A 21,089-nucleotide genomic window follows, 5' to 3' on the forward strand; every position below is an offset into this window, starting at 1 on the left:
TCCGTGCCCATCCATGGTGAGACAGACCTGCTCGAGGACACCTGGGCCCGCGAGGTCCCGCACGCGCAGTTCACCCGGCTGCGCCGCGAGGATCCCGTGCACTGGCACGAGGTGCCGGGCCGCCACGACGGCTTCTTCGCCGTCACCCGCCACGCCGACGTCAAGGCCGTCAGCCGCGACCCCGAGCTGTGGTCCACCGAACTGGGCTCGTTCATGATCCGCGACCAGGCCCCCGAATCCCTGGAGACCCTGCGCCTGGTCCTGCTCGGCATGGACGCACCGCGGCACTCCCGGTACCGGAACCTGGTCAGCGCGGGATTCACGCCCCGGGTCGTACGAAGGCTCGCGGCCCGGATCCAGGAGCGGGCGGTGGCCCTGGTGGAGAGCGCGGTCGCCCCGGGCAAGGACATGGACTTCGTCGACGAGGTCGCCTCCTGGCTGCCGATCCAGACGATCTGCGAGATGGTCGGCGTACCGGAGGGCGACGAGCGGCTGATCTTCGAGTGGAGCAACCGGATGGCCGGCAGCCAGGACCCGGAGCTCTCGGCGGGCAAGCACGACAGCGACCTCGCGGCCGCCGAGATCTACGCCTACTGCGACGCGCTGGCCGCCGAGCGGAGGGCCCGCCCCCGCGAGGACATCCTCTCGGCGCTGGTCCACGCCGAGGTCGGCGGGGAACGGCTGACGGAGGACGAGATCAACATGTTCTTCGTCCTGCTGTGCGTCGCGGGCAACGAGACCACCCGCAACCTGCTCTCCCACACCCTGCTCGCCCTGATCGAGCACCCGGCCGCCCGCGCGGAACTGGCCGCGGCCCCCGGGGACGAGGCCCTGTGGACCTCGGCGACCGAGGAGTTCCTGCGCTGGGGCGGCTCGATCCACAACTTCCGGCGCACCGCGACGCGCGACACCGTCCTGCGCGGACAGCCCATCGCCGCGGGCCAGAAGGTGGTCACCTACTACACCTCCGCCAACCGCGACGAGGAGGTCTTCGCCGACCCCTTCGCCTTCGACATCCGCCGCACCCCGAACGACCACGTCACCTTCGGCGGCGGCGGCCCCCACTTCTGCCTCGGCGCCGGCCTCGCCCGCACCCAGATCAAGGCCCTCGTCCGCGAGCTCCTGCGCCGCCACCCGGACGTCACCCTCACCGGCGAAGTCCGGCGGCTGCGCTCGGACTTCATCAACGGCGTCAAGTACCTCCCGGTCCGCTTCGGCTGAGGCACCGGCCGCGGCCCACCGCCCGCGGCCCACCGTCCGCTGCCCACCACCCACCGCGTAGCCTCGGCCGGATGTGGATACGCGACAAGATCTGGAACGAAGCGACCCCGGCGGAGCTGCGGCTGGCGGGCCTGGCGGTGAACCCGGCCCTGCCGGACCGCCTGCTGCTGCGGATCCTCGCCGACGGGCCGCCGGCCGCGCGCATGGCGCTGTGCGGCGACCGGGACCTGCCGGAACCGGTCGTCGACGCGCTGGTCTCCCACCCCGACCGACGGGCGCGCGCCGTCTTCGCCTCCAGCCCGCACGCCGATCCCGCGCAGCGGGCCCGGCTGGTGGACGACCCCGAGTGGCTGGTGCGGGCGCACCTCGCCGAGGGGCCCGCCCCCCATGTGGAGCGATGGCCCAGGCCCCTGCCGGACGAGACCGTCGTCCACATGTTCACCACGTACGAGAACGACCTCCTGGGGGGCCTCTACCGGCAGTCGTCCAGAGGGCTCCGCCGCAGCATGCCGACCCACCCGGAGGCCGTGCTTCGCGGGGTCGGTGTGGGCTCGTGGTCCGTACTGTCGGACGAGGTACGGGCCGCGCTGCTCGACGACCCCGACCCGCAGGTGCGCGAGAGCGCCCTCCTCGAGGTGTCGCACAGGGACCCGGGCTGGGTCGAGCGGGAGCTCCCGGACCGCTCGTGCCACGGCCGCAGCCACCTGCTCATGAACCGTGCCCTGAGCCGCGCCGTCATCGACTCCGTCCTCACCGCCCCGGTGGGCAAGGACGACCGGGCCATGATCGCGTCCAACCCCGGCCTGCCGCCCGACGTGGTGGTCCTGCTGGCCGGCGATCCGGACCCGCACGTCCGCGAGCGCATCGCCCGCCACCCCGCCCTCGGTCCCGCCGAGCGGGCGGCGCTGGCCGCGGACCCCGATCCCGAGGTCCGCCTCGCCGTGTCCGTCCACCCCGCGCTCACCGAGGCCGAGCGCGCGGCGATCGACTACACCGTGCCCGAAGGCGACTCGTTCGGCTTCTGGCCCGCGCCGCCCGAGCCGAGGGACCTCGCCGCCGTCCGCCGCAACGCCCTCTCCGGCCACCCCGTGCTGCGCCGCCGCGCGGCGTCCGAGCACCACCTGCCGCCGGACCTCGTCGCGCTGCTCGCCGCCGACCCGGACCTCGCCGTACGGGTGAGCCTCGCGCAGAACCATCCCGAGGCGCCCGCCGCCCTGCTGCTGGCCTGCTTCCTGGAGTACACCGGCTCCGACCGCGCCGACCTGCTCACCCGCCCGCGCTTCCCGACCGCGGGCCTGGCCGCCCACGCCGGGCACGAGGACCCGGCCGTACGGGCCCTGGCGGCGCGGGATCCCGAGGCGGACCCGGATCTCGTCGAGCGGCTCACCCGCGATCCGGATCCGGCGGTCCGCGCCGCTCTGGCGCGGCATCCGAACCTGCCCGCGCGCCGGATCGCGGAGCTGCTGGAGGACACGGAGCTGGCCCGGTACGCGGCGGCGAACCCGGCGCTGGACCCGTCCGTCATGGAGGCGCTCGTCGACTCCGCCTGCTGATCCGCCCGCTGATGGATGTTCAAAGATGCTTGTTGACAAGCCATTTCGAGCAACTTCCTTCAAACGGGGCCTCCAGGGCGCTATGTTGCCCGGTGCATGCCAAAAGGTGTGTCCGCGATCCGGACCGCACGAGGAGCCGCCCCCATGAGACTCATCAGCATCCGCAGGAGCCCACGGCGGCGGCGCGGCCCGGCGGCCGCGCTGCTCGCCGCCGCCCTCGCCGCGGCCGGCCTGGCCGCCGCCGGACCGATCGCCTCACCGGCCGCGGCCGCCGGCACGGCCACCGGCACGGCCACCGGCACGGGCGCCGCCGCCGCGTCCACCGCGGGCAACGTCACCGGCTTCACCCAGTCCGGGAACACCTTCACCGCCACCACGTCCAGCGGCGCCAAGGCCCGCGTCGTCGTCGCCCGCGCCGACATCTTCCGGCTCTGGCTCTCGCCCGACGGCGCCTTCACCAACGACCCGGCCGGCAAGGACCTCGCCACCACCACCGACTTCGGCTCCGTGAGCACCGGTTGGACCGACGCGGGCGCCTACTACCGGATCACCACCGGATCCCTGTCCATCCGGGTCAACAAGACACCGCTGCAGTTCTCCGTCTACCGGGCCGACAACTCCACCCCCGTCTGGCAGGAGGCCCAGCCCACCTCCTGGACCGGCGGCCAGACCACCCAGTACCTCGCGCGCGGCGCCGACGAGCAGTTCTACGGAACCGGCCTGCGCCTGGGCGAATGGGCGCTGCGCGGCAAGACCGTCCCGATCGCCGTGGACAACAAGTGGCGCGAGAACAACAACGCCAGCCCCGCGCCCTTCTACATGTCCACCAACGGCTACGGCGTGATGCGCAACACCTGGGCCCCGGGCTCGTACGGGTTCAACGCGCCGGCCACCCTCACCCACAACGAGAACCGCTTCGACGCCTGGTACTTCACCGGCGACTCCCTGAAGTCCGTCCTCGACGCCTACACCGACGTCAGCGGCAAACCCTTCATGGCCCCGGCGTGGGGCTTCGAGCTGGGCAACGCCGACTGCTTCAACGCCTCCAACCCGGACTACCAGGGCGACCACAACCGGCTCCGCCACCAGACCACCCCGGACGTCGTCGGCTACGCCACCGACGCCCGCGCCGCCGACATGCCCTCGGGCTGGTTCCTGCCCAACGACGGCTACGGCTGCGGCTACACGGCGCCCCTGAAGTCCACGGTCGACGCGCTCAAGGCCAAGGGCTTCCAGACCGGACTGTGGACCTCGACGGGCCTCGGCTCGATCAACGAGGAGGTGGGCACCGCCGGGTCCCGAGGGGTGAAGACCGACGTGGCCTGGATCGGCGGCGGCTACAAGACGGCGTTCAACGGAGTGCAGCAGGCCGTCGACGGCATCGAGAAGAACTCCGACGCCCGCCGCTACGTCTGGACCGTCGACGGCTGGGCCGGCACCCAGCGCAACGCCGTCGTCTGGACCGGCGACACCAACGGCACCTGGGACGACATGCGCTGGCACGTCCCGGCCATCACGGGGGCCGGCCTCTCCGGCCTCAACTACGCCTCCGGCGACATCGACGGCATCTTCGCCGGCAGTCCGAAGACCTACGTCCGCGACCTCCAGTGGAAGGCCTTCACCCCGGCCTTCATGACCATGTCGGGCTGGGGCGCGACCGGCCCGACGGCCGGCTACCAGGACAAGCAGCCCTGGCGGTTCGCGGAGCCGTACCTCTCCATCAACCGCAAGTACCTCCAGCTGAAGATGCGGCTGATGCCGTACCTGTACACGATGAGCCGGACCGCGCACGAGACCGGCGTCCCGAGCACCCGCGCGATGGTCCTGGAGTACCCCGGTGACCCGGTGGCCCGCTCCAACCTGACCAGCGGCCAGTTCATGGCAGGCGATTCCCTCCTCGTCGCGCCCGTCGTCTCCGACACCTCCGTACGGGACGGCATCTACCTGCCCGCCGGCACCTGGACGGACTACTGGACCGGCAAGACGTACGCCGGACCGGGCTGGCTCAACGGCTACCAGGCGCCCCTCGACACCCTGCCCCTCTTCGTCAAGGGCGGCGCGATCGTCCCGATGTGGCCGCAGATGAACTACACGGGGGAGAAGTCCGTCTCCACCCTCACCTACGACATCCACCCGCGCGCCAACTCCTCCTTCAGCCTCTACGAGGACGACGGCATCACCCGCGCCCACCAGTCGGGCGCCTTCGCCCGCCAGCAGGTCGACGTCACCGCGCCCGCCTCCGGCTCCGGCGACGTCACCGTGTCCGTTTCCGCCCCGACCGGCAGCTACGCCGGCAAACCCGCCTCGCGCGGCTACGAGTTCACCCTCCACGTGGCCACCGCCCCCGGCGCGCTCACGGTGGACGGCACGGCGCTCACCCGGCTGACCAGCAAGGCCGCCTACGATGCGGCGGCGACGGGCTGGTTCTTCGACGCGGCCGACCGCGGCGGCATCCTGTGGACCAAGACGGGTACGAAGGCGGGCGCGTTCAGCGTCTCGGCCACCGGCACCTCCGTCCCGGCGGCCGATCCCGTCCCGGCCACCTCCAGCCCCGTCCCGCAGTCGGGCTGGACCGTGGTCTCCGCCGACAGCCAGGAGACCGGCGGGGAGAACGGCGCCGCCCGCAACGCCTTCGACGGCAACACGGGAACCATCTGGCACACCGCCTGGTCGGCGGGGACCCCGGCGGCCCTGCCGCACGAGATCCAGATCGACCTCGGCGCCCGCTACACGGTGGACGGCCTCGGCTACCTGCCCCGCCAGGACGGCGGGGCCAACGGCCGGATCGGCGGCTACGAGGTGTACGTCTCGGACACCACCACCGACTGGGGGTCCCCGGTGGCGACCGGCGCCTTCGCCGACAGCTCGGCTCTCAAGTCCGTCTCCCTGGCGGCGAAGACGGGCCGCTACCTCCGGCTCAAGTCACTGACCGAGGCGGGCGGCCGCGGCCCGTGGACCAGTGCCGCCGAGATCACCCTCACCGGCCGCCCCACCCCGCTCCCGGCCGCCGCGACCCTGGTCAACGGGGCCTCGGCCACCTGCCTGGACCTCCCGGGAAGCGCCACCACCCCGGGCACCCAGCCCACCCTCTACAGCTGCCACGGCGGCCCGAACCAGCGCTGGACCCTGCAGGGCGACGGCCGCCTGACCGGGCTGAGCGGAGTCTGCCTGGACGCCGCGACCGCCTCGGCCGTCGCCGTCCGGACCTGCGACGGCAGCTCCGGCCAGAGCTGGCAGACCGGTCCGGACGGCAGCCTGCGCAACGCCGGCCAGTGCCTGACCCCGGCCGGCTCCGCCTCCGCCAACGGCACCAAGCTGACCCGCGTCGCCTGCGCCGCCACCGCGGCCCAGCGCTGGACCTTCACCCCCTGACACCCCGACACCCTCGCACCGCCCGACACCCCCCACCGAGCCCGGCCCGGCATCCCTCCGGGCCGGGCTCGCCCCTCCCCAACGCCCGTGACCAGCGGATACTTTGGAGACCTCGCCCCTCAGACCCCAGGGAACCCGCCCATGCCCGCAGGCACACCGACATCCCGGACGCCGACATCCCGGACGCCGACACCGCAGGCGCCCGTACCCCGGAAGATGCACGCCGACGAACCGGACATCGACACGTCCCTCGTGATCCGCCTGATCGCCGGGCAGTTCCCGCGGTGGGCGTCGCTTCCCGTCGAGCGGGTCGACTCGGCCGGCACCTCGAACGCCATGTACCGGCTGGGCGAGGACATGGTCGTACGCCTCCCGCGCACGACGGGCTCCGCCGCCGATGTCCGCGCGGAGCGGATCTGGCTGCGGCGGCTCGCCCCGGTGCTTCCGGCCGCCGTCCCCGTCCCGCTGGGCGCGGGCCGGCCCGCCGAGGGCTACCCGTGGCCCTGGTCCGTCTACGGCTGGCTCCCCGGCGAGATCCCGGTGGCCGGGAAGATCGCCGCACCGGACCTGCTGGCAGCGGACCTCGCGGAGTTCGTCACGGCCCTGCACCGCGCCGACCCGGTGGACGCGCCGGCCTCCTACCGCAGCGAGACCCTGGCGGAACGCGACGCCGACACCCGCGCCTCGATCGCGGCCCTGGGCGCGAGCGGAGACGTCGACGCCGCGGCGGCGACCGCCCTGTGGGAGGAGGCCCTGCGGGCCCCGCTGCCTCCCGGCCCGCCGGTCTGGATCCACGCGGACCTGCAGCCGGGCAACATGCTGCTGGCCGACGACCGCCTCGCCGCCGTGATCGACTTCGGCTGCGCGGGCCTCGGCGACCCCGCCGTCGACCTCCTCGCGGCCTGGTACGTGCTCCCCGCGACCGCCCGGCCCGCCTTCCGGACCGCCCTCGCCGCCGACGGCGCGACCTGGACGCGCGGGCGCGGCTGGGCCCTGTCGGTCTCGCTCGCCGAACTGGCCTACTACCGCGAGACCAACCCGGTCATGGCGGGCAACGCCCGCCACGTCATCGGCGAACTCCTCGCCGCCGGGCCGGAGTCCGGCTGAACCGGGCCGGCCGGGGGATGGATCTTTGTCGGTGCCGGTTGCGAGGATGGGCGCCATGACACCTTTACTCCTGACCGACATAGACCGGGCCGTCCGCAGCAGCTGGAGCGCGCAGACGTGCACCCCCGAGTACCGCGACCGCTGGACCCGGGAGAACCCGGCCCGTGACCAGTGCGGGGTGACCGCCCTCGTCCTCCACGACCTGCTGGGCGGCGAGCTGGTCCGCGGCGAGGTCCTCGTCGACGGCGAGCGCGTGGACTACCACTGGTGGAACCGCCTGGGCCTGGGCATCGAGATCGACCTCACCCGCGATCAGTTCGGCCCGGAGGAGAAGATCACCGAGGGCGTCGTCGTCCCCCGCCCTCCGGAGAGCGAGATGCGCCGCCTGCGCACCGAGTACGAGATCCTGCGCGACCAGGTGATCGCCAAGCTCGACGCACGCTAGTGCTGTGACCGGAAGGGTTCACCGGGTCGCGGCGCCCGGCACGGCACCTCGCCGCGTTGTCGGACCACACCGGTACGTCCAGTACGAGGCGTGGTCCTCCGCCCGGGGGCCCCTCCCGGCGGTAGCTGGGGGAGAGGCACCGCACCGAACACCGCGACCCGGCAAACCTTCCCGGCCACAGCACTAGTGCTGTGACCGGGCCGCCTGTCCGTGGGGATGCGGCGCCGACGGGTCGGCACCCGTTCCCGTCCCCGCGATGACGGGGACGGGACGCCGCCCGCGGCCGCGGCCCGGCAGCCGCGACGCCGGCAGCAGCCCCACGGCGGCCAGCGCGGCCAGCGCGGCCAGCGCCGCGGTCGAGGCCCCGGCGGTCCCCGCGGCCACCGCGATGCCGAAGGCCGGCCCCACGTTCATCGCCGTCGGCTTGAGCCCGCCCACCACCCCGGCATGCCCGGCGGGCGCGTCCCCGACCACCGTCCCGGTGGCCGTCACCATCACCGCGGCGAAGCCCGCTCCGAGCACGCCGAAACCCCACCCCGGACCGAGGCCCGAGATCCCGAGCGCCACGAGCCCCGTTCCGGCGACCGCCGTCGCCCGCGCCCCGAACCGGCGCAGCGCCGCCCCCGCCAGCGGCGACCCGGCGACCATGGCGGCGGTCATGGGCAGCACCCGCAGCCCGGTCGCCAGCGGATCGAGGCCGCCCGCGCCCTGGAGCGCGAAGCTCGCCGAGAAGAGGGCCCCGAACATCGCGCCGGAGACCAGGGCCAGCAGTGCCATCGACGCCGTCACCGAACGGGAGCGGGCCACCGGCAGCGGCACCAGCGGGTGCGCCGAGCGCCGCTCGGAGCGCACGGCCAGCGCCGTGAGCGCCGCCGCCCCGGCCAGCCAGGCCAGCGTCCGCCGCCCTGCCCAGCCGTGTGCCGGTACGCCGGCCAGCGCGTGCACGGCCGCCGCCACGGCCACCACCACCGCTGCCACACCGCACTGGGCGGACACCCGCCCATCAGCCGAGTCAACAACCCTGCGGGTCAATACATCTAGCGGCCGGGCGTAGACACTGTCTACCGACTGGCCGCTCCCCGTCCTTTCGGGATGATGGAGTGAGCACGGCCGGGCGAGGGGCCCGGCCCGGCCGAGGAGGAGGTGACCGCCATGGCGGAGCACGCGCCGCGCGAGGCCGGCCCGTCGGCGAGCGGGCTGGAAGAGGGCCGCCTGATGAAGGAGCTCGAGGCCATTCACCGCACGCGCCACGAAACCCTGCTGCACGGGTCGGAAGAAGCGCTGGTCACCCACACCCAGCGGATGGGCGAGCTGGAGCGCGAGTACGTCCGCCGCCACCCGGAGCGGGCCCAGACCCCCGGCCGCACCCGCTCCGGCGCCCGCGCCCGCACGGGCGCGGAACCCGAACCCCAGGACTGACCCGCCCGGCTCGGGCCGGCGGTCAGACGTCGTACGGATGGAGCTCGACCCGCTCCCGCTCGAACCACACCCGCACCCATCCGGGAACGACACCCGCCGGCAGCGGCCCGGCCGACTCCAGCAGAACGAGGCTGCCACCGAGCCGAAACGCGAGGACGCCGTCCTCCTCGGCGCTGCGCCCCCAGTCGATCAGTTCGATCAGCGTCGCCGATCATGCCTCAGCGTCGAGCGCGCCGCGGCGCAGATTTGCTTCATGTGAGACAAATTTGTATCGTTTGATACGAAGGAGGATCGCATGATGAACGAAGAAGAGCTGCTGGACGGCGCCGCACGCGTCCTCGCGGGCGACCACAGCGCCTCGATGACGCACATCGCCGCCGGCATCGGCACCAGCCGGGCCACGCTGAGCCGCCGCTACGCCACCCGCGAGGCGCTGCTCAAAGCCGTCGCCGTGCGGGCCATCGACGTGGTCGACGGCTGCCTCGCGCCCGCCGACCTGCCCGACACCGCCGACGGCGCCGCCTTCGACGCCGCGCTGGAGCGGCTCGTCACCGGCCTGCTGCCCGCCGCGCACCTCTACGGATTCACCTCGCGCGACGCCACCGTGCTCGCCGACCCCGCCTTCCGCGCCGGCATCCAGCGACAGGACCAGCGGGCCCTCGCCTTCCTCGGCCTCGGCCAGCGCCTCGGCCGGCTGCGCGTCGACCTGCCCGCGTACTGGATCTGGTACTCGCTCTGGGGACTGCTCGACGCCGCCGCCGAAGGCGTCCGCGACGGCCACCTCGCCCGCCGCGACATCGGCCGGCTGGTCCTCGCCTCCTTCCTCACCGGAACCAGGCCGTCCGCCGCCGCCTGAGCGGCCTCCGGACCCGTACCACCACCCCCGCGTACCACCGTGAACGGAACCCCCATGCACACCCCCACGCAGGATCCGCGCCGCTGGATCGTGCTCGCGATCCTCTCCGGCAGCCTCCTGCTCATCTCGATGGACACCACGATCCTCAACGTGGCGTTCCCCTCGCTCGTCGGCGACCTCCAGCCGGGCGCCGTCCAGCAGCTGTGGATCATCGACGTCTACGCGCTCGCCCTCTCCGGCCTGCTCGTCACCGCCGGCGCCCTCGGCGACCGCTGGGGCCGCAAGCGGCTCCTGATGGCGGGCTTCGGCATCTTCGCCGTCGCCTCGCTCATCGCCGTCTTCTCCACCGAGGCCTGGCACGTCATCGCGGCCCGCGCCCTCCTCGGCGTCGGCGGCGCCGCGATCATGCCGTCCACCCTGTCGATCCTGCGCAGCGTCTTCACCGACGCCAAGGAACGCGCCTTCGCGCTCGCCGTCTGGGCCGCCGTCTTCGGCGGCGGCATGGCCTTCGGCCCGGTCGTCGGAGGCCTGCTCGTCCAGGACTACGGCTGGCACTCCGCCTTCCTCCTCAACCTGCCCGTCGCCGCGCTCATCGTCGCGGCCGGCCTGCGCTACCTCCCCGAATCCCGCTCCCCGCGCTCCGCCGGCACGTGGGACTGGTGGGGCGTCGGCCAGTCGATCGTCGGCATGCTCGCCCTCGCGGGCGGCATCAAGCAGCTCGGCAAGAGCGGCGTCGCCGACCCGCTGCCGTGGGCCCTGCTCGCCCTCGCCGCCGTCTGCCTGACCGTGTTCGTACGCCGCCAGCTCCGCCTGGACAACCCGCTGCTCCAGGTCCGGCTGTTCGCCAAGCCCGCCTTCAGCGTGGCCGCCACCGCGATCTTCCTGCCCATGGTGGGCATGGGCGCGATCCTGTTCCTGGTCACCCAGTGGTTCCAGTACGGCCAGGGCTACACCCCGCTCGAAGCCGGGCTCTCCCTGCTGCCCGCCCCGCTCGCGCTGATCTGCGCCTCGATGATCGCCCCGTCGCTCATGCAGCGCTTCGCGATCCGGCACGTGCTCGGCAGCGGCCTGGTGATCCTCGCGGCGGGCATGGCCCTGCCCTGGACCCTGCAGCAGTTCACCGGCCTCGGCTACCCCGCCTTCGCCGTCGCCCTCGGCGTCATGGGCCTGGGCGCGGGCATCGCCACCACCGTCGCCTCGGTGACCCTGATCTCCACGGCCCCGGCCGAGGAGGTCTCGAGCGCCGCGGCCATCGAGGAGACCTGCTACGAACTGGGCTCCGCCATGGGCGTCGCCATCCTCGGCTCCACCGCCGCCGCGCTCTACCGGGCCAACCTCCCGGCCCTCGACCTGGACTCCACCACGCTGACGGCCGTACGGGACTCCGTGGGCGAGGCCGCCCACACCGCCGAACGGCTCGGCGGCACGGTCGGCCAGAACCTGCTCGACGCCGCGTCGCAGGCCTACACCCTCGCGATCACCCCGGCGTTCCTGATGGCGGGAGCGCTCGCGGTCGCGGCCGCCGTGACGACGTGGGCCCTGATCCCGCGCGATCTGCGGCCGACCGAGAACCACTAGTGCTGTGACGGTCCCGGGCGTCCGGATCCGATCCGGTTCCACAGGGCGCAGTGGTGCTCGGCCGCCGCGTTCACCGTGCGGATCCCCCTCGGACCCGGCGCGAGGGACAGTACGGCGGGGGAGCGCGGCCACCGGGGATCCGAACCGGGCGGGTTCGGATCCCCGGTCTCCGCGAACCGGGTCCAGTGGCGGATCATCCGCTCCGACAGTGCCCGCTGCGGCGCGGCCAACGGCAGCCCGGTGTCGAAGAGATAGGGCAGCTCGAAGCCGTGCGAGGCCCCGTAGGGGAAGCCCGCCACCGGCGGCAGCCCGGTGAAGTCGGGCGCCTCGCGGTCGTCGAAGCGGTAGTCGTACGTCGGCACGTGCCGCGCCAGCGCCCGGCTGTCCCGCAGCTGCGGGCACAGGAACGAGGCGTCCGAGAGCACGGCGGCGAAGGCCAGCGCGGGCGTCGGGTGGCCCGACACCGGATAGGCCGCCTCGATCCGTCCGGCTGCCGCGCCGAACGAGGCCCGCAGCCTGGCCCGGTAGGCCTGTGCGTCGGGGAGCGGGTAGGCGGCCAGCGTCTGCCCGAGGAAGATCCGGATCTCGTCGCGGGTCGAGCCCTGCACCACCGGGACCCGGTGGAACTCCCCGCGCTCCAGGGCCCGTCGGGGTTCGACGGGCAGCAGCGCGTTGCCGTGGGACACGCCGGAGAACCGCAGCATCAGCTCGGGCGTCGCGAGGACCTCGGGGGCCAGGCCGCGCAGGCACCGCAGGACCTCCTCGTCCGAGGGCCGGCCGCAGCCGAGCCGGGCCGCCGCGGCGATCCCGTCGGCCACGGTGCGCTCCTGCGGCACGAACGGCTCGTAGGCGCCCAGGGTGGTGAGCAACGAGCGCGGCGGGACCACGAGCGAGCAGGAGCCGCTCTGGGCGATCGCCCGGTGGAAGAGGCCGGCCGAGGCCGGGGAGGTGAGGTGCGCGCAGACGCTGAGGCCGCCCGCCGACTCGCCGAACACGGTGACGCTTCCCGGATCGCCGCCGAAGCGGGCGGCGTTGGCCCGCACCCAGTGCAGCGCCGCCTGCTGGTCGGCGAGCGCGAGATCGGGGGCCCCGCCGAGCGCGGGATGCCCGAAGAGGCCGAAGATCCCGAGGCGGTAGTTGACGGTGACGACCACGACCCCGCCCGCCGCGGCCAGTCGGCCCGGCCGGTACAGGTCACCGGCGCCGTTCATGAACCCGCCGCCGTGGAACCACACCATCACCGGCCGGCGCGCCCGCTCGCCGCCCGGGCCGGGCTGCTCGCCTTCGCCCTCCCGCGCGGGGGCGGGCGCCGTGACGTTGAGGAACAGGCAGTCCTCCGAGCCGCTCGGTCCGCCCGGCCCCACCGCCGGCAGCTGGACGCAGCGGGCCCCGGGCGCGCCCGCGTCCCGTACGTCCGCCCAGCGCGCGGCCGGCTCCGGCGGCCGCCAGCGCAGCGGGCCGGTGGGCGGGGCGGCGTACGGGACGCCCTCGAAGGTCCGGACCCCGGCCGACTCCCGCCCGCGCACCGCGCCGCGGTCGGTCTCCACCACGGGCCGGAAGCCGTCGCCGTGGGCCGTCGCGCGGGCGGCCCTCGCGCGGGCGCCCGGCCCGTCGGCGCCCGGCGCGTCGGCCGCCTGCCGGCCGGCGGGCCCGCCGGCCAGCAGGAGCAGGGCCAGCAGGAGCGCCGTCCCGGACGCCATCAGCGCCCCCGCTCCAGCACGCCCCGTACGAAGGCCGCCTGTCCCGCGTGCTGGAGGTCGTCGCCGATCACACTGACCAGGCGCACCCCCAGGGTCACCGGCGGGTCCCACCGCTCGTCCACCACCCGGTCCAGATCGGCGGCGCCCAGCCCGCGCAGGAACCGCCCGGTCTGCGCGTGGACGGCGTCGAAGTACCCCAGCAGCAGGTCCCCGGAAGCCACCCGCACGGCGGCGGCCTGGCGGGCGGTGTGCCCGTACCCGGTCGACCCGGCCGGGAGCGCGAGGCCGAACCGCTCGTCCCACCCCCGCGCGTGCCAGACCTGCTCCCAGCCCGCCGCGTCCGCCACGTGGTCGTCCTGGATCCGGGCCAGGTGCCAGACGAGCCAGGTGACCGAGTTGGCGCCGGGGTCGATCCGCGCGTCCAGCAGCTCCGCGTCCAGCCCCTCGACCGCCTCGTGCACCACACCGTGGATCCGGCCGAACGCGTCGGCGAGCAACTCCGTACCCTTCATGCCCCCACCATGCCCACGACGGGTGCCGGGACCCCCCGCGGCACCGCGGGGGACCCCCGTTTGCCCGCCCCGAATGGCGCAGCGCCGCGGGGTGGCGCTGAATGTAACAAAGCGTGCGCTTCCCATGACGCACGATGACCGGCGCGCGATGTGTAGACCCGCGCGTCGGCGAACGGAGCTTTCCATGAATGACCCCATCACGCTCGCCGCGACGGAGTACGAAGAACCGCGCGGGCTCCCCGACACCACGGAAGTCCGGCCGCCGGCCGGCCCCGACGACGGCCCCGCCGCCGCCGACTCCGACTCCGCCGCCGACTCCGACTCCGCCGCCGACCCCGGCGACGGCCCCGGCACGGACCGGGACCGCGAGGCCGGGCCCGCGCGGGCGGAAGGGACCGGGGCGGCGCCCATACGCACGGTCCTGGAGACCGCGGCCACCGGCCGGCCGGTCAAGGAGGTCGCCGCACTGGTGAGCCTCCTCAAGGAGTCCGGACAGGTGCCCAACCCCGGACACACGGCGCTGCGCGCGGCCGCCGTGTCCCGGCCCGTCCACGAAGTCCGCGAGATGGTCACCCTGCTGGGAGAGCCCCCGCACGAGGTCGTCGAAACCGACATCACCCTGCGGGCCGCCGCCCTCGGCCGGCCCATCGAGGACGTGGCCCTGCTGGTCAGCATCCTCGGCACCGGCGACGGACGGGCCCCCGAGCGCGGGGCGGTGCGCGCACCGGCTCCCCCGGGGCGCGCCACCGCCCGCCCGGTCTCGGCCCCGGCCCCGGTCCCGAACCCGGTCCCGGCTCCGGGACGAGCCGCGGGAGTCCGGTCCGCGGGGGCCCGGCCCCCGGGCGGCGCGCTCGGCCGCGTACTGCGCTGGCCGGTGGCGTTCGCGCTGCTGCTCTGCGGCGCGCTGCACGTGCCCGGCGATCTCGCGGGCCTGGCCTCCGGTGATCCCGGCGGGCTGCTCGCCCTCGCCGTCACGCTGCTCTGCCTGACCGCCGGCGCACTGCTGGCGGTGCGCGACACGGCCGCGGCATGGCGGACCGGCGCGATCGTCGCGCTGGGCGTCGCCGCACTCCACGTGGTGGGCGGCGCCGTGGAGTTCGACCCGCTCGCCGGCGCGGTCGCCGGCTCCGTCGCCTGGGCGGGCGTCACCGCGGTGCTGAGCGCCGCGACCGGCGCCGTCCTCGCGGGCCTGGCCCTGCAGTACCGCCCGGCGGCCGACCCGGCCGACGGAGCCTGACCCAGGCGGGGAGGGGACCCGGGCCCCACGGCCCGGGTCCCCTCCCCGCCGTCGGACGGAGCGAGGCGCTCGATGGACCCGGAGGCGGCACTGGACCGCATCGCCTTCCTGCTGGAGCGCGCCCAAGAACCGACCTACCGGATCCAGGCCTTCCGCACCGCCGCCGCGGCCCTCGAACGGATGGGGGAGCGCGAGGTGGCCGAGCGGGTCGCGGCCGGCACGCTCGAAGCGGTCAAGGGCATCGGCCCGAAGACCGCCCAGGCCGTCCGGGAGGCCCTCGCCGGCGAGGTGCCCGAGTACCTCCAGCGGCTCGAGGACAAGGCCGCCGCCCACCCCGAGGGCCCGCCGCCGAGCCCGGAGGCCCGCGCGCTGCGCGCCGCCCTGCGCGGCGACTGCCACGTGCACTCGGAATGGTCCGACGGATCCGGCTCGATCGAGGCCATGGGCCGGGCCGCCGCGGCCCTCGGCCACGACTGGGCGGTGCTCACCGACCACTCGCCGCGCCTGACGGTCGCCCGCGGACTCCCGCCCGAGCGCCTGCGCGAACAGCTGCGGGCCGTCGCCGAACTGAACACGGCCTGGGCGCCGTTCCGGCTGCTCACCGGCATCGAGTGCGACATCCTCGCCGACGGCTCCCTCGACCAGGAGCCCGAACTCCTGGCCGAGGTGGACCTGGTGGTCGGCTCCGTCCACTCCAAGCTCCGGATGGACGCTCCCGCCATGACCCGGCGGATGGTCAACGCCGTCCGCAACCCGCACCTGGACGTCCTCGGTCACTGCACCGGACGGCTGGTCACGGGAAAGACCCGCCCCGAGTCGGAGTTCGACGCCGAGGCCGTCTTCGCGGCCTGCGCCGACTCCGGCGCCGCCGTGGAGATCAACAGCAGACCCGAACGGCTCGACCCGCCGCGCCGGCTGCTGCGGCTCGCCGTCGCCGCGGGCACCTTCTTCGCGATCGACACCGACGCCCACGCCCCCGGCCAGCTCGACTGGCAGACCACCGGCTGCGAACGCGCCCTGGAATGCGGGGTGCCGGCCGACCGGATCGTCAACACCTGGTCCGCGGCCGACCTCCTCACCTGGACCCGGACCCGTCGGCCGCCCGGAACGCCGTGAGCGTGAACAGCGCCCCGTCCGGATCGCGCAGCGCCACCCACCGCTCGGTCGCGCTCTCACCCGGTTCCGAGACCGCCCGCCCGCCCAGGGCGACCGCCGCCGCCACCGCCGGCTCCAGCTCCGGAACCCGGAAGTGGACGTGCCAGCGGGGCCGCGTGTACGGACTGTACGAGCCCGGCTCCACCGGCCCGCTGTCCAGCCGGGCCACCGGCTCCCCGCCCTGCCGCAGCACCACCCGGTCCTCCTCGTAGGAGACCTCGCAGCACCCGTCGCGATCGGTGGCCCACTCCAGGACCTCCCCGTAGAAGATCGCCGACTCGAAGGCGTCGCGGGTGCGCAGCTCCAGCCAGGCCGGCGCGTGGCCGCTGCCCACCCGCCAGCCCGCCGTCACCGGGCCCTCCCAGATCCCGAAGACCGCCCCGTCCCGGTCCGCCACCAGCGCCGCGCGGCCCCCCGACTCGAAGGAGAACGGGCCCACCGCGACCGTGCCGCTGCGCTCCCGGACCCGGTCCGCCGCCACATCGGCGTCGTCCACGGCGAAGTACGGGGTCCACGCCACCGGCACCGCCAGATCCACGGCCAGCGCCCCGATCCCGGCCACCTCCGCCCCGTCCAGCTCGGCCACGGAGAACGCCTCGCCGAGCCGCGCGGGCTGGAACCGCCAGCCCACGACCGCACCGTAGAACCGCTGCGCCGCGCCGAGGTCACGTGCCATCAGGCTCACCCAGCACGGCGCCCCGAAGACGTCCCTCGTCGAAATCTCCACCGTTTGCTCCGCCCTTCACCGGGGCGCGGTCAGCGCGCCGTCCGAGCACAAGCAGTAGCGCCCCGTCCCCGGCCGTGGCCCGCAGGCGCGCCACCGGGCCCGCGGATAATCCCTTGGCCGCGTCCGGGCGCCGACCTAGGGTTCGGCGCATGGCGATCACGGGTCCGCAGGACATGGACGAAGCGGTTTCACTCAGCACGAGGGCACTGGGGGAGGCGGTGCACCTCGACTGGTCCGTCCCGGCGGCCGGGCTGGAATGGAGCTGCTACGACACCGCGGTCCATGTCGCGAGCTGTTACACGGCCTACGCCGCGCAGGTCACCGGCCGTGCGCGCACGGCCTGGGTGCCCTTCGAGATCACGGCGGACCCGGGCACCACCCCCGCCGGCCTGCTGGAGATCATCACGGCGACCGGGGGCATGCTCTCCGCCGTCGTGGCCGCCGCCCGGCCCGACGACCGCGCCTGGCACCCGTACGGCAGCGCGGGCGCGGACGGCTTCGCCGCGATGGGCGTCGTCGAGACCCTGCTGCACACCCACGACATCCTCAGCGGGCTCGGCATCCACGACTGGGAGCCCGGCCCCGCCCTGGCCGAACGGGCCCTGGACCGCCTCTTCCCGCACGTCCCGCGCGGCCACGACTCCTGGCGGACCCTGCTGTGGGCGACCGGCCGGGGCGAACTGCCGGGCCTCGCCCGCCAGGCGTCCTGGCGCTGGTACGCCGAACCCGTCGAGGCCGGGAGCGTACTGCTCTGCGAGATCTCCCCGATGGCCGCGGCCGACCTGCACGCGGGCGGCAGCGGAGGCTTCGCCTGGGCCGGGGAAGGACCCGGCGACGGCACCCGGTACGCCGCGGGGATGGTGACGAAGGCGCGCGACGCGGGGACGTACCGGCCGGGCTGGGGACCGTACGCCATCATCCGCGCGAGCGACCGGCGGGCCATCGGCGGCATGGGCTTCCACGGCGCCCCGGACGCCGACGGCCGCGCCGAGGTCGGCTACGACCTCCTGCCCTCGGCGCGCGGCAACGGCCATGCCACCGAGGCCCTGAAGGCGCTGACCGCCTGGGCCTTCGGACAGCCGGGCACCACCCTGCTGGCGGCCACGACGGACGCGGACAACACACCCTCCCAGGGGGTGCTCGGACGGACCGGTTTCACCGAGGCCGGCACCGGGGAGGGCCTGGTCCGGTACGTCCTACGGGGCTCCGCGGGCTGAATCCGGTCCGCGCGGCGCCCGCACCGATCCGGAAAGCAGGTCCCGCCGTGGTGAGTTCCCAGGTCCCCGTGATCGATCTCGGCCCGTGGCGCTCCGGGGGACCCGAAGCCCGCCGGCGCGTCGCCGCCCGCGTCGACGAGGCCCTGCAGAGCGCCGGCTTCCTCCTGGTGGCGGGGCACGGGGAGGATCCGGAGCTGCCCGGGCGGATCCGGGAGGCGGCCCGCGCGTTCTTCCGGCTCCCGGCCGCCGCCAAGGCCCCGTACGCCGTCGCGGTCGGCGGCCGCGGCTGGCTCGGTCCGGGCGCGGAGGCCAACAGCTACGCGGAGGGCGCGGCCTCCCCGCCGGACCTCAAGGAGTCCTGGTCCTGGGCGGCGGAGGACCCGACCGGGATCCCGGCGGTGGACGCGGAGTGGTTCCGGCCCAACGCGTGGCCGGCCGAGGCGCCCGCGCTGCGGCCGCTGGTGGTCCGGTACCTGGCCGAGATGCGGGCGCTCTCCGACGAACTGCTCGGGCTGCTGGCCGCCGCCCTGGGCCTGGAGGCGGACCATTTCACCCGCCACACCAGCCACCCCACCTGGGGGTTCAACGTCAACTGGTACCCCGGTACCGAGACCGTCGGGCCGCCGCTGCCCGGTCAGTTCCGCATCGGGGCGCACACCGACTTCGGCACCGTCACCGTCCTGGACCGCGAGCAGGGCGCGGGCGGGCTGCAGATCCACACCGAGGCCGAGGGCTGGCAGGACGCCCCGTACGATCCCGCCGCGCTCACCGTGAACATCGGTGACCTGATGGCGCGCTGGACGGGCGACCGGTGGCGGGCCGGCCGCCACCGGGTGCTGCCGCCGCCCGCCGACGCACCGGCCGAGGAGCTGATCTCGCTCGTCTACTTCTACGAGTGCGACCCGCACACCCGGGTGGAGTCCCTTCCGGCGCCGCTGGGCCGCCTCACGCACGAGCCGGTCGACTCGCACGCCTACCTGCGGGCGCAGCTCGACGCGATCACCGTCCCGGCGGGGGATCCGGCCGGTCCGGGCCGCGCCGGGGACCCGCGGGACCCGGCTGGTCAGGCGGGTGCGGAGGGCTAGCGGGGGACCCGATTACCCGATGGCGGGCGCGTTCGGCAGGATGGGCTCCATGACCGAGATCCGCACCCCCCGCCTCCTCCTCCGCCGCTGGTCCGAGGACGACCTCGTCCCCCTGTCGGAGATCAACGCCGACTCCGAGGTGATGCGCTGGATCGGCGACGGCGAGACCCTCGACCTCGAGGAGACCGCCGAGACCATCGAGCGGTGGGAGGACGAGTGGGACGAGGAGGGCTTCGGGATCTTCGCCGTCGAGCTGCTGGCCTCCGGCGAGCTGATCGGTGCCGTCGGCCTGTCCATGCCGTGGTGGCTGCCCGAGGTGCTGCCCGCGGCGGAGATCACCTGGCGCCTCGGCCGCTCCTACTGGGGCCAGGGATACGGCTCCGAGGCCGCGCACGCCACGCTGGAGTTCGCCCTCCAGGACCGGGGCCTCGACCGGGTCGTCGCCGTGAACCGGGCGGGCAACGACGAGTCCGAGAACGTGATCCGCAAGCTGGGGATGGTGGCGGAGAAGGACACCTCGCACCCGGAGTCCGGGGCCCTGCTCAACATCCACGGCATCGACCTCACGGAGTACGAGGGCTGAACGTTCCGCCGCTCCCGGGCCCGTCCCGCCTTCGCATCAACCGATCGGTCGACCCGGCGGTCGGCCGGCGGGCCGAACGGCCGGCCCCTCCCGCGAGGTGAGGATGGGTACGGGGGAGCGGGCGCACCACCGGCCCCGCCCCCGGAAACGAGAGGGGCACCCGTGCCGGAGCACGACCGACCGCACCCGCGCCGCCGCGAGCGGGCGACGCGGACGACCCGTACCGCCCTCGCGGCCCTCGCCGGGGCCCTGCTGCTCGGCGCCTGCACTCAGCCCGCCTCGGCGCCGCAGCCCTCGGCGCCCGCCGCCTCCCCGCTGCCGACGGCCGCGCAGACCCCTGCCGGGACCCTGCTCGTCGCAGACTTCGGCGCCGACACCGTCACCTTCGTGGACCCGGAGCGCGGCTCCGTCGGCTCCGTCCGGGTCGGCAGGGCTCCGTACGGCCTGGCGGTCGGCGCGGACGGCCGGGCCTGGGTGGCGACGGCCGAGGGGGTCGCCGTCGTGGACACGCGGACGCGCACCCTGCAGACCCGCGTCCCGTACCGCACCACCGCCGCCGGGCCCGTCACCGGCGGCGAGTACCGGGGCGGCGGCATGGGCATCGCGCTCTCGCCCGACGGCGCCCGCGCCTACGTCGGGGTCAACGTCCCCGGGACCACCGGGGTCCTCGAGGTCGTCGACACGGCGAAGGCCGCCGTCACCGCGGTCGTCCCGGTGGGCCGTCGCCCCTTCGACGTGGACGTGTCGAAGGACGGGTCCGAGATCTACGTCACCGGACACGACTCCTTCGACGTGACCGTCGTGCCCGCCGGCTCGCTGCTGCCGCGCCGCATCGAGGTCGCCCCGTACGGGACGGAAGGCGGGCTCGGCTCCTGGCTGAAGCCGCACTACACCGCCGTGCGGCCGGCCGACGGGATGCTGCTGCTCCCCTTCGAGGGCGAGCGGCTCGCCGTGGTGGACCCGCGGACGGGACGGACCACGATCGAGAGGCTGACCGCGGACACCCACCAGCACGGGGTCGCCGCCACGCCGGACGGCCGGCTGCTGGTGGTCGGCACGGGGGCGGTGGAACAGGGGAAGGGCGAGGGGCCGTCCCTCACGGTCCGCTCCCCGGACGGGGCGGAACGGGTGTACCCGCTGGAGGGGCCGCACGAGGACGTGGCCGTCTCCCGGGACGGGCGCACGGCCTACGTCACCGGTGGATACACCCGCGACGGCTACTGGAACGGCATCACGGTCGTGGACCTCGACAGCGGGAACAGCCGCCGCCTCGCGGCGGGTTCGCGGCCGCTGGGCATCGCGGTGCTGTGATCCGGTCCGGG

Annotated in this window: 17 protein-coding genes and 1 pseudogene; 14 read left to right on the forward strand and 4 right to left on the reverse strand. The window is 74.8% G+C overall.

The annotated features are described in order from the left end of the window. The first annotated feature begins 3 nt into the window (after nucleotides 1–3). The 5 genes from DRB89_RS13810 (at nucleotide 4) to DRB89_RS13830 (ending at nucleotide 7,698) form a co-directional block, all read left to right on the forward strand. The gene (locus tag DRB89_RS13810; RefSeq protein WP_204357665.1) at nucleotides 4–1,221 is read left to right on the forward strand and encodes a cytochrome P450; all 1,218 of its coding nucleotides are present in this window, start codon (nucleotides 4–6) and stop codon (nucleotides 1,219–1,221) included. A 71-nt stretch (nucleotides 1,222–1,292) separates the two neighbouring features. Continuing rightward, nucleotides 1,293–2,774, forward strand: coding sequence for a hypothetical protein (locus DRB89_RS13815; protein WP_112447667.1), 1,482 nt, complete (start codon nucleotides 1,293–1,295; stop codon nucleotides 2,772–2,774). Nucleotides 2,775–2,918: 144 nt separating this feature from the next. Further along, nucleotides 2,919–6,146: a TIM-barrel domain-containing protein gene (locus tag DRB89_RS13820; protein ID WP_112447668.1), complete on the forward strand. Its 3,228-nt coding sequence runs from the start codon at nucleotides 2,919–2,921 to the stop codon at nucleotides 6,144–6,146. A 216-nt stretch (nucleotides 6,147–6,362) separates the two neighbouring features. Next, complete coding sequence (locus tag DRB89_RS13825) at nucleotides 6,363–7,253, forward strand: aminoglycoside phosphotransferase family protein (protein WP_112447669.1); 891 nt, start codon at nucleotides 6,363–6,365, stop codon at nucleotides 7,251–7,253. A 55-nt stretch (nucleotides 7,254–7,308) separates the two neighbouring features. After that, the gene (locus DRB89_RS13830) at nucleotides 7,309–7,698 is read left to right on the forward strand and encodes a hypothetical protein (RefSeq protein WP_112447670.1); all 390 of its coding nucleotides are present in this window, start codon (nucleotides 7,309–7,311) and stop codon (nucleotides 7,696–7,698) included. 183 nt (nucleotides 7,699–7,881) lie between these two features. On the opposite strand, the pseudogene DRB89_RS13835 reads toward DRB89_RS13830, so the two are convergent. Beyond that, nucleotides 7,882–8,658, reverse strand: a pseudogene (locus tag DRB89_RS13835) (MFS transporter); the annotation flags it as partial. Nucleotides 8,659–8,850: 192 nt separating this feature from the next. Here DRB89_RS13835 and DRB89_RS13840 point away from each other — a divergent pair. The 3 genes from DRB89_RS13840 to DRB89_RS13850 all read left to right on the forward strand — a co-directional run bounded on the left by DRB89_RS13840 (nucleotide 8,851) and on the right by DRB89_RS13850 (nucleotide 11,551). Then, nucleotides 8,851–9,117 carry a DUF6158 family protein gene (locus tag DRB89_RS13840; RefSeq protein ID WP_112453266.1) on the forward strand — a complete coding sequence of 89 codons (267 nt, stop codon included), beginning with the start codon at nucleotides 8,851–8,853 and terminating at the stop codon, nucleotides 9,115–9,117. Between the two features lie 295 nt (nucleotides 9,118–9,412). Beyond that, nucleotides 9,413–9,973: a TetR/AcrR family transcriptional regulator gene (locus DRB89_RS13845; RefSeq protein ID WP_112447672.1), complete on the forward strand. Its 561-nt coding sequence runs from the start codon at nucleotides 9,413–9,415 to the stop codon at nucleotides 9,971–9,973. Nucleotides 9,974–10,027: 54 nt separating this feature from the next. Further along, nucleotides 10,028–11,551 (forward strand): MFS transporter, encoded by a 1,524-nt coding sequence (locus DRB89_RS13850; RefSeq protein WP_112447673.1) that lies wholly within the window; start codon nucleotides 10,028–10,030, stop codon nucleotides 11,549–11,551. On the opposite strand, the gene DRB89_RS13855 is transcribed toward DRB89_RS13850, so the two are convergent. Beyond that, entirely contained in the window at nucleotides 11,548–13,251 is a 1,704-nt protein-coding gene (locus tag DRB89_RS13855; RefSeq protein ID WP_112447674.1) for a carboxylesterase family protein, read from the reverse strand. The genes DRB89_RS13850 and DRB89_RS13855 overlap by 4 nt on opposite strands. After that, nucleotides 13,251–13,763, reverse strand: coding sequence for a DinB family protein (locus DRB89_RS13860; protein WP_112447675.1), 513 nt, complete (start codon nucleotides 13,761–13,763; stop codon nucleotides 13,251–13,253). Before DRB89_RS13860 ends, DRB89_RS13855 begins: the two co-directional genes overlap by 1 nt. A gap of 184 nt (nucleotides 13,764–13,947) precedes the next feature. On the opposite strand from DRB89_RS13860, the gene DRB89_RS13870 reads away from it, so the two are divergent. Beyond that, the gene (locus DRB89_RS13870) at nucleotides 13,948–15,000 is read left to right on the forward strand and encodes a hypothetical protein (protein ID WP_162688571.1); all 1,053 of its coding nucleotides are present in this window, start codon (nucleotides 13,948–13,950) and stop codon (nucleotides 14,998–15,000) included. A gap of 72 nt (nucleotides 15,001–15,072) precedes the next feature. Continuing rightward, nucleotides 15,073–16,116 carry a PHP domain-containing protein gene (locus tag DRB89_RS13875; protein ID WP_112447678.1) on the forward strand — a complete coding sequence of 348 codons (1,044 nt, stop codon included), beginning with the start codon at nucleotides 15,073–15,075 and terminating at the stop codon, nucleotides 16,114–16,116. Here the strand turns inward: DRB89_RS13875 and DRB89_RS13880 are convergent. Continuing rightward, on the reverse strand, nucleotides 16,076–16,831 hold the full coding sequence (locus DRB89_RS13880; RefSeq protein WP_112453267.1) for a VOC family protein: 756 nt from the start codon (nucleotides 16,829–16,831) through the stop codon (nucleotides 16,076–16,078). The two genes, DRB89_RS13875 and DRB89_RS13880, sit on opposite strands and share 41 nt — an antisense overlap. Before the next feature lie 200 nt (nucleotides 16,832–17,031). Between DRB89_RS13880 and DRB89_RS13885 the strand changes: the two genes are divergently transcribed. The 4 genes from DRB89_RS13885 (at nucleotide 17,032) to DRB89_RS13900 (ending at nucleotide 21,078) form a co-directional block, all read left to right on the forward strand. Next, entirely contained in the window at nucleotides 17,032–18,099 is a 1,068-nt protein-coding gene (locus DRB89_RS13885) for a GNAT family N-acetyltransferase (protein ID WP_239516122.1), read from the forward strand. Nucleotides 18,100–18,146: 47 nt separating this feature from the next. Beyond that, nucleotides 18,147–19,184, forward strand: a complete 1,038-nt coding sequence (locus tag DRB89_RS13890) for a 2-oxoglutarate and iron-dependent oxygenase domain-containing protein (RefSeq protein WP_112463293.1) — start codon at nucleotides 18,147–18,149, stop codon at nucleotides 19,182–19,184. Between the two features lie 49 nt (nucleotides 19,185–19,233). After that, the gene (locus tag DRB89_RS13895) at nucleotides 19,234–19,767 is read left to right on the forward strand and encodes a GNAT family N-acetyltransferase (protein ID WP_112453269.1); all 534 of its coding nucleotides are present in this window, start codon (nucleotides 19,234–19,236) and stop codon (nucleotides 19,765–19,767) included. Between the two features lie 249 nt (nucleotides 19,768–20,016). Beyond that, on the forward strand, nucleotides 20,017–21,078 hold the full coding sequence (locus DRB89_RS13900) for a hypothetical protein (RefSeq protein WP_239516783.1): 1,062 nt from the start codon (nucleotides 20,017–20,019) through the stop codon (nucleotides 21,076–21,078). Nucleotides 21,079–21,089 lie beyond the last annotated feature (11 nt).

This window comes from Streptomyces sp. ICC4 (assembly GCF_003287915.1).
GTDB classification, from domain to species: Bacteria; Actinomycetota; Actinomycetes; order Streptomycetales; family Streptomycetaceae; genus Streptomyces; species Streptomyces tritrimontium.

Bases quoted from the DNA above. Each gene is read 5' to 3' on its own strand.
- DRB89_RS13820 (WP_112447668.1), top strand. From the start codon at position 2,919: ATGAGACTCATCAGCATCCGCAGGAGCCCACGGCGGCGGCGCGGCCCG.
- DRB89_RS13860 (WP_112447675.1), bottom strand. From the start codon at position 13,763: ATGAAGGGTACGGAGTTGCTCGCCGACGCGTTCGGCCGGATCCACGGT.
- DRB89_RS13830 (WP_112447670.1), top strand. From the start codon at position 7,309: ATGACACCTTTACTCCTGACCGACATAGACCGGGCCGTCCGCAGCAGC.
- DRB89_RS13845 (WP_112447672.1), top strand. From the start codon at position 9,413: ATGATGAACGAAGAAGAGCTGCTGGACGGCGCCGCACGCGTCCTCGCG.
- DRB89_RS13825 (WP_112447669.1), top strand. From the start codon at position 6,363: ATGCACGCCGACGAACCGGACATCGACACGTCCCTCGTGATCCGCCTG.
- DRB89_RS13815 (WP_112447667.1), top strand. From the start codon at position 1,293: ATGTGGATACGCGACAAGATCTGGAACGAAGCGACCCCGGCGGAGCTG.
- DRB89_RS13870 (WP_162688571.1), top strand. From the start codon at position 13,948: ATGAATGACCCCATCACGCTCGCCGCGACGGAGTACGAAGAACCGCGC.
- DRB89_RS13880 (WP_112453267.1), bottom strand. From the start codon at position 16,831: ATGGCACGTGACCTCGGCGCGGCGCAGCGGTTCTACGGTGCGGTCGTG.
- DRB89_RS13855 (WP_112447674.1), bottom strand. From the start codon at position 13,251: ATGGCGTCCGGGACGGCGCTCCTGCTGGCCCTGCTCCTGCTGGCCGGC.
- DRB89_RS13895 (WP_112453269.1), top strand. From the start codon at position 19,234: ATGACCGAGATCCGCACCCCCCGCCTCCTCCTCCGCCGCTGGTCCGAG.
- DRB89_RS13840 (WP_112453266.1), top strand. From the start codon at position 8,851: ATGGCGGAGCACGCGCCGCGCGAGGCCGGCCCGTCGGCGAGCGGGCTG.
- DRB89_RS13850 (WP_112447673.1), top strand. From the start codon at position 10,028: ATGCACACCCCCACGCAGGATCCGCGCCGCTGGATCGTGCTCGCGATC.
- DRB89_RS13885 (WP_239516122.1), top strand. From the start codon at position 17,032: ATGGCGATCACGGGTCCGCAGGACATGGACGAAGCGGTTTCACTCAGC.
- DRB89_RS13875 (WP_112447678.1), top strand. From the start codon at position 15,073: ATGGACCCGGAGGCGGCACTGGACCGCATCGCCTTCCTGCTGGAGCGC.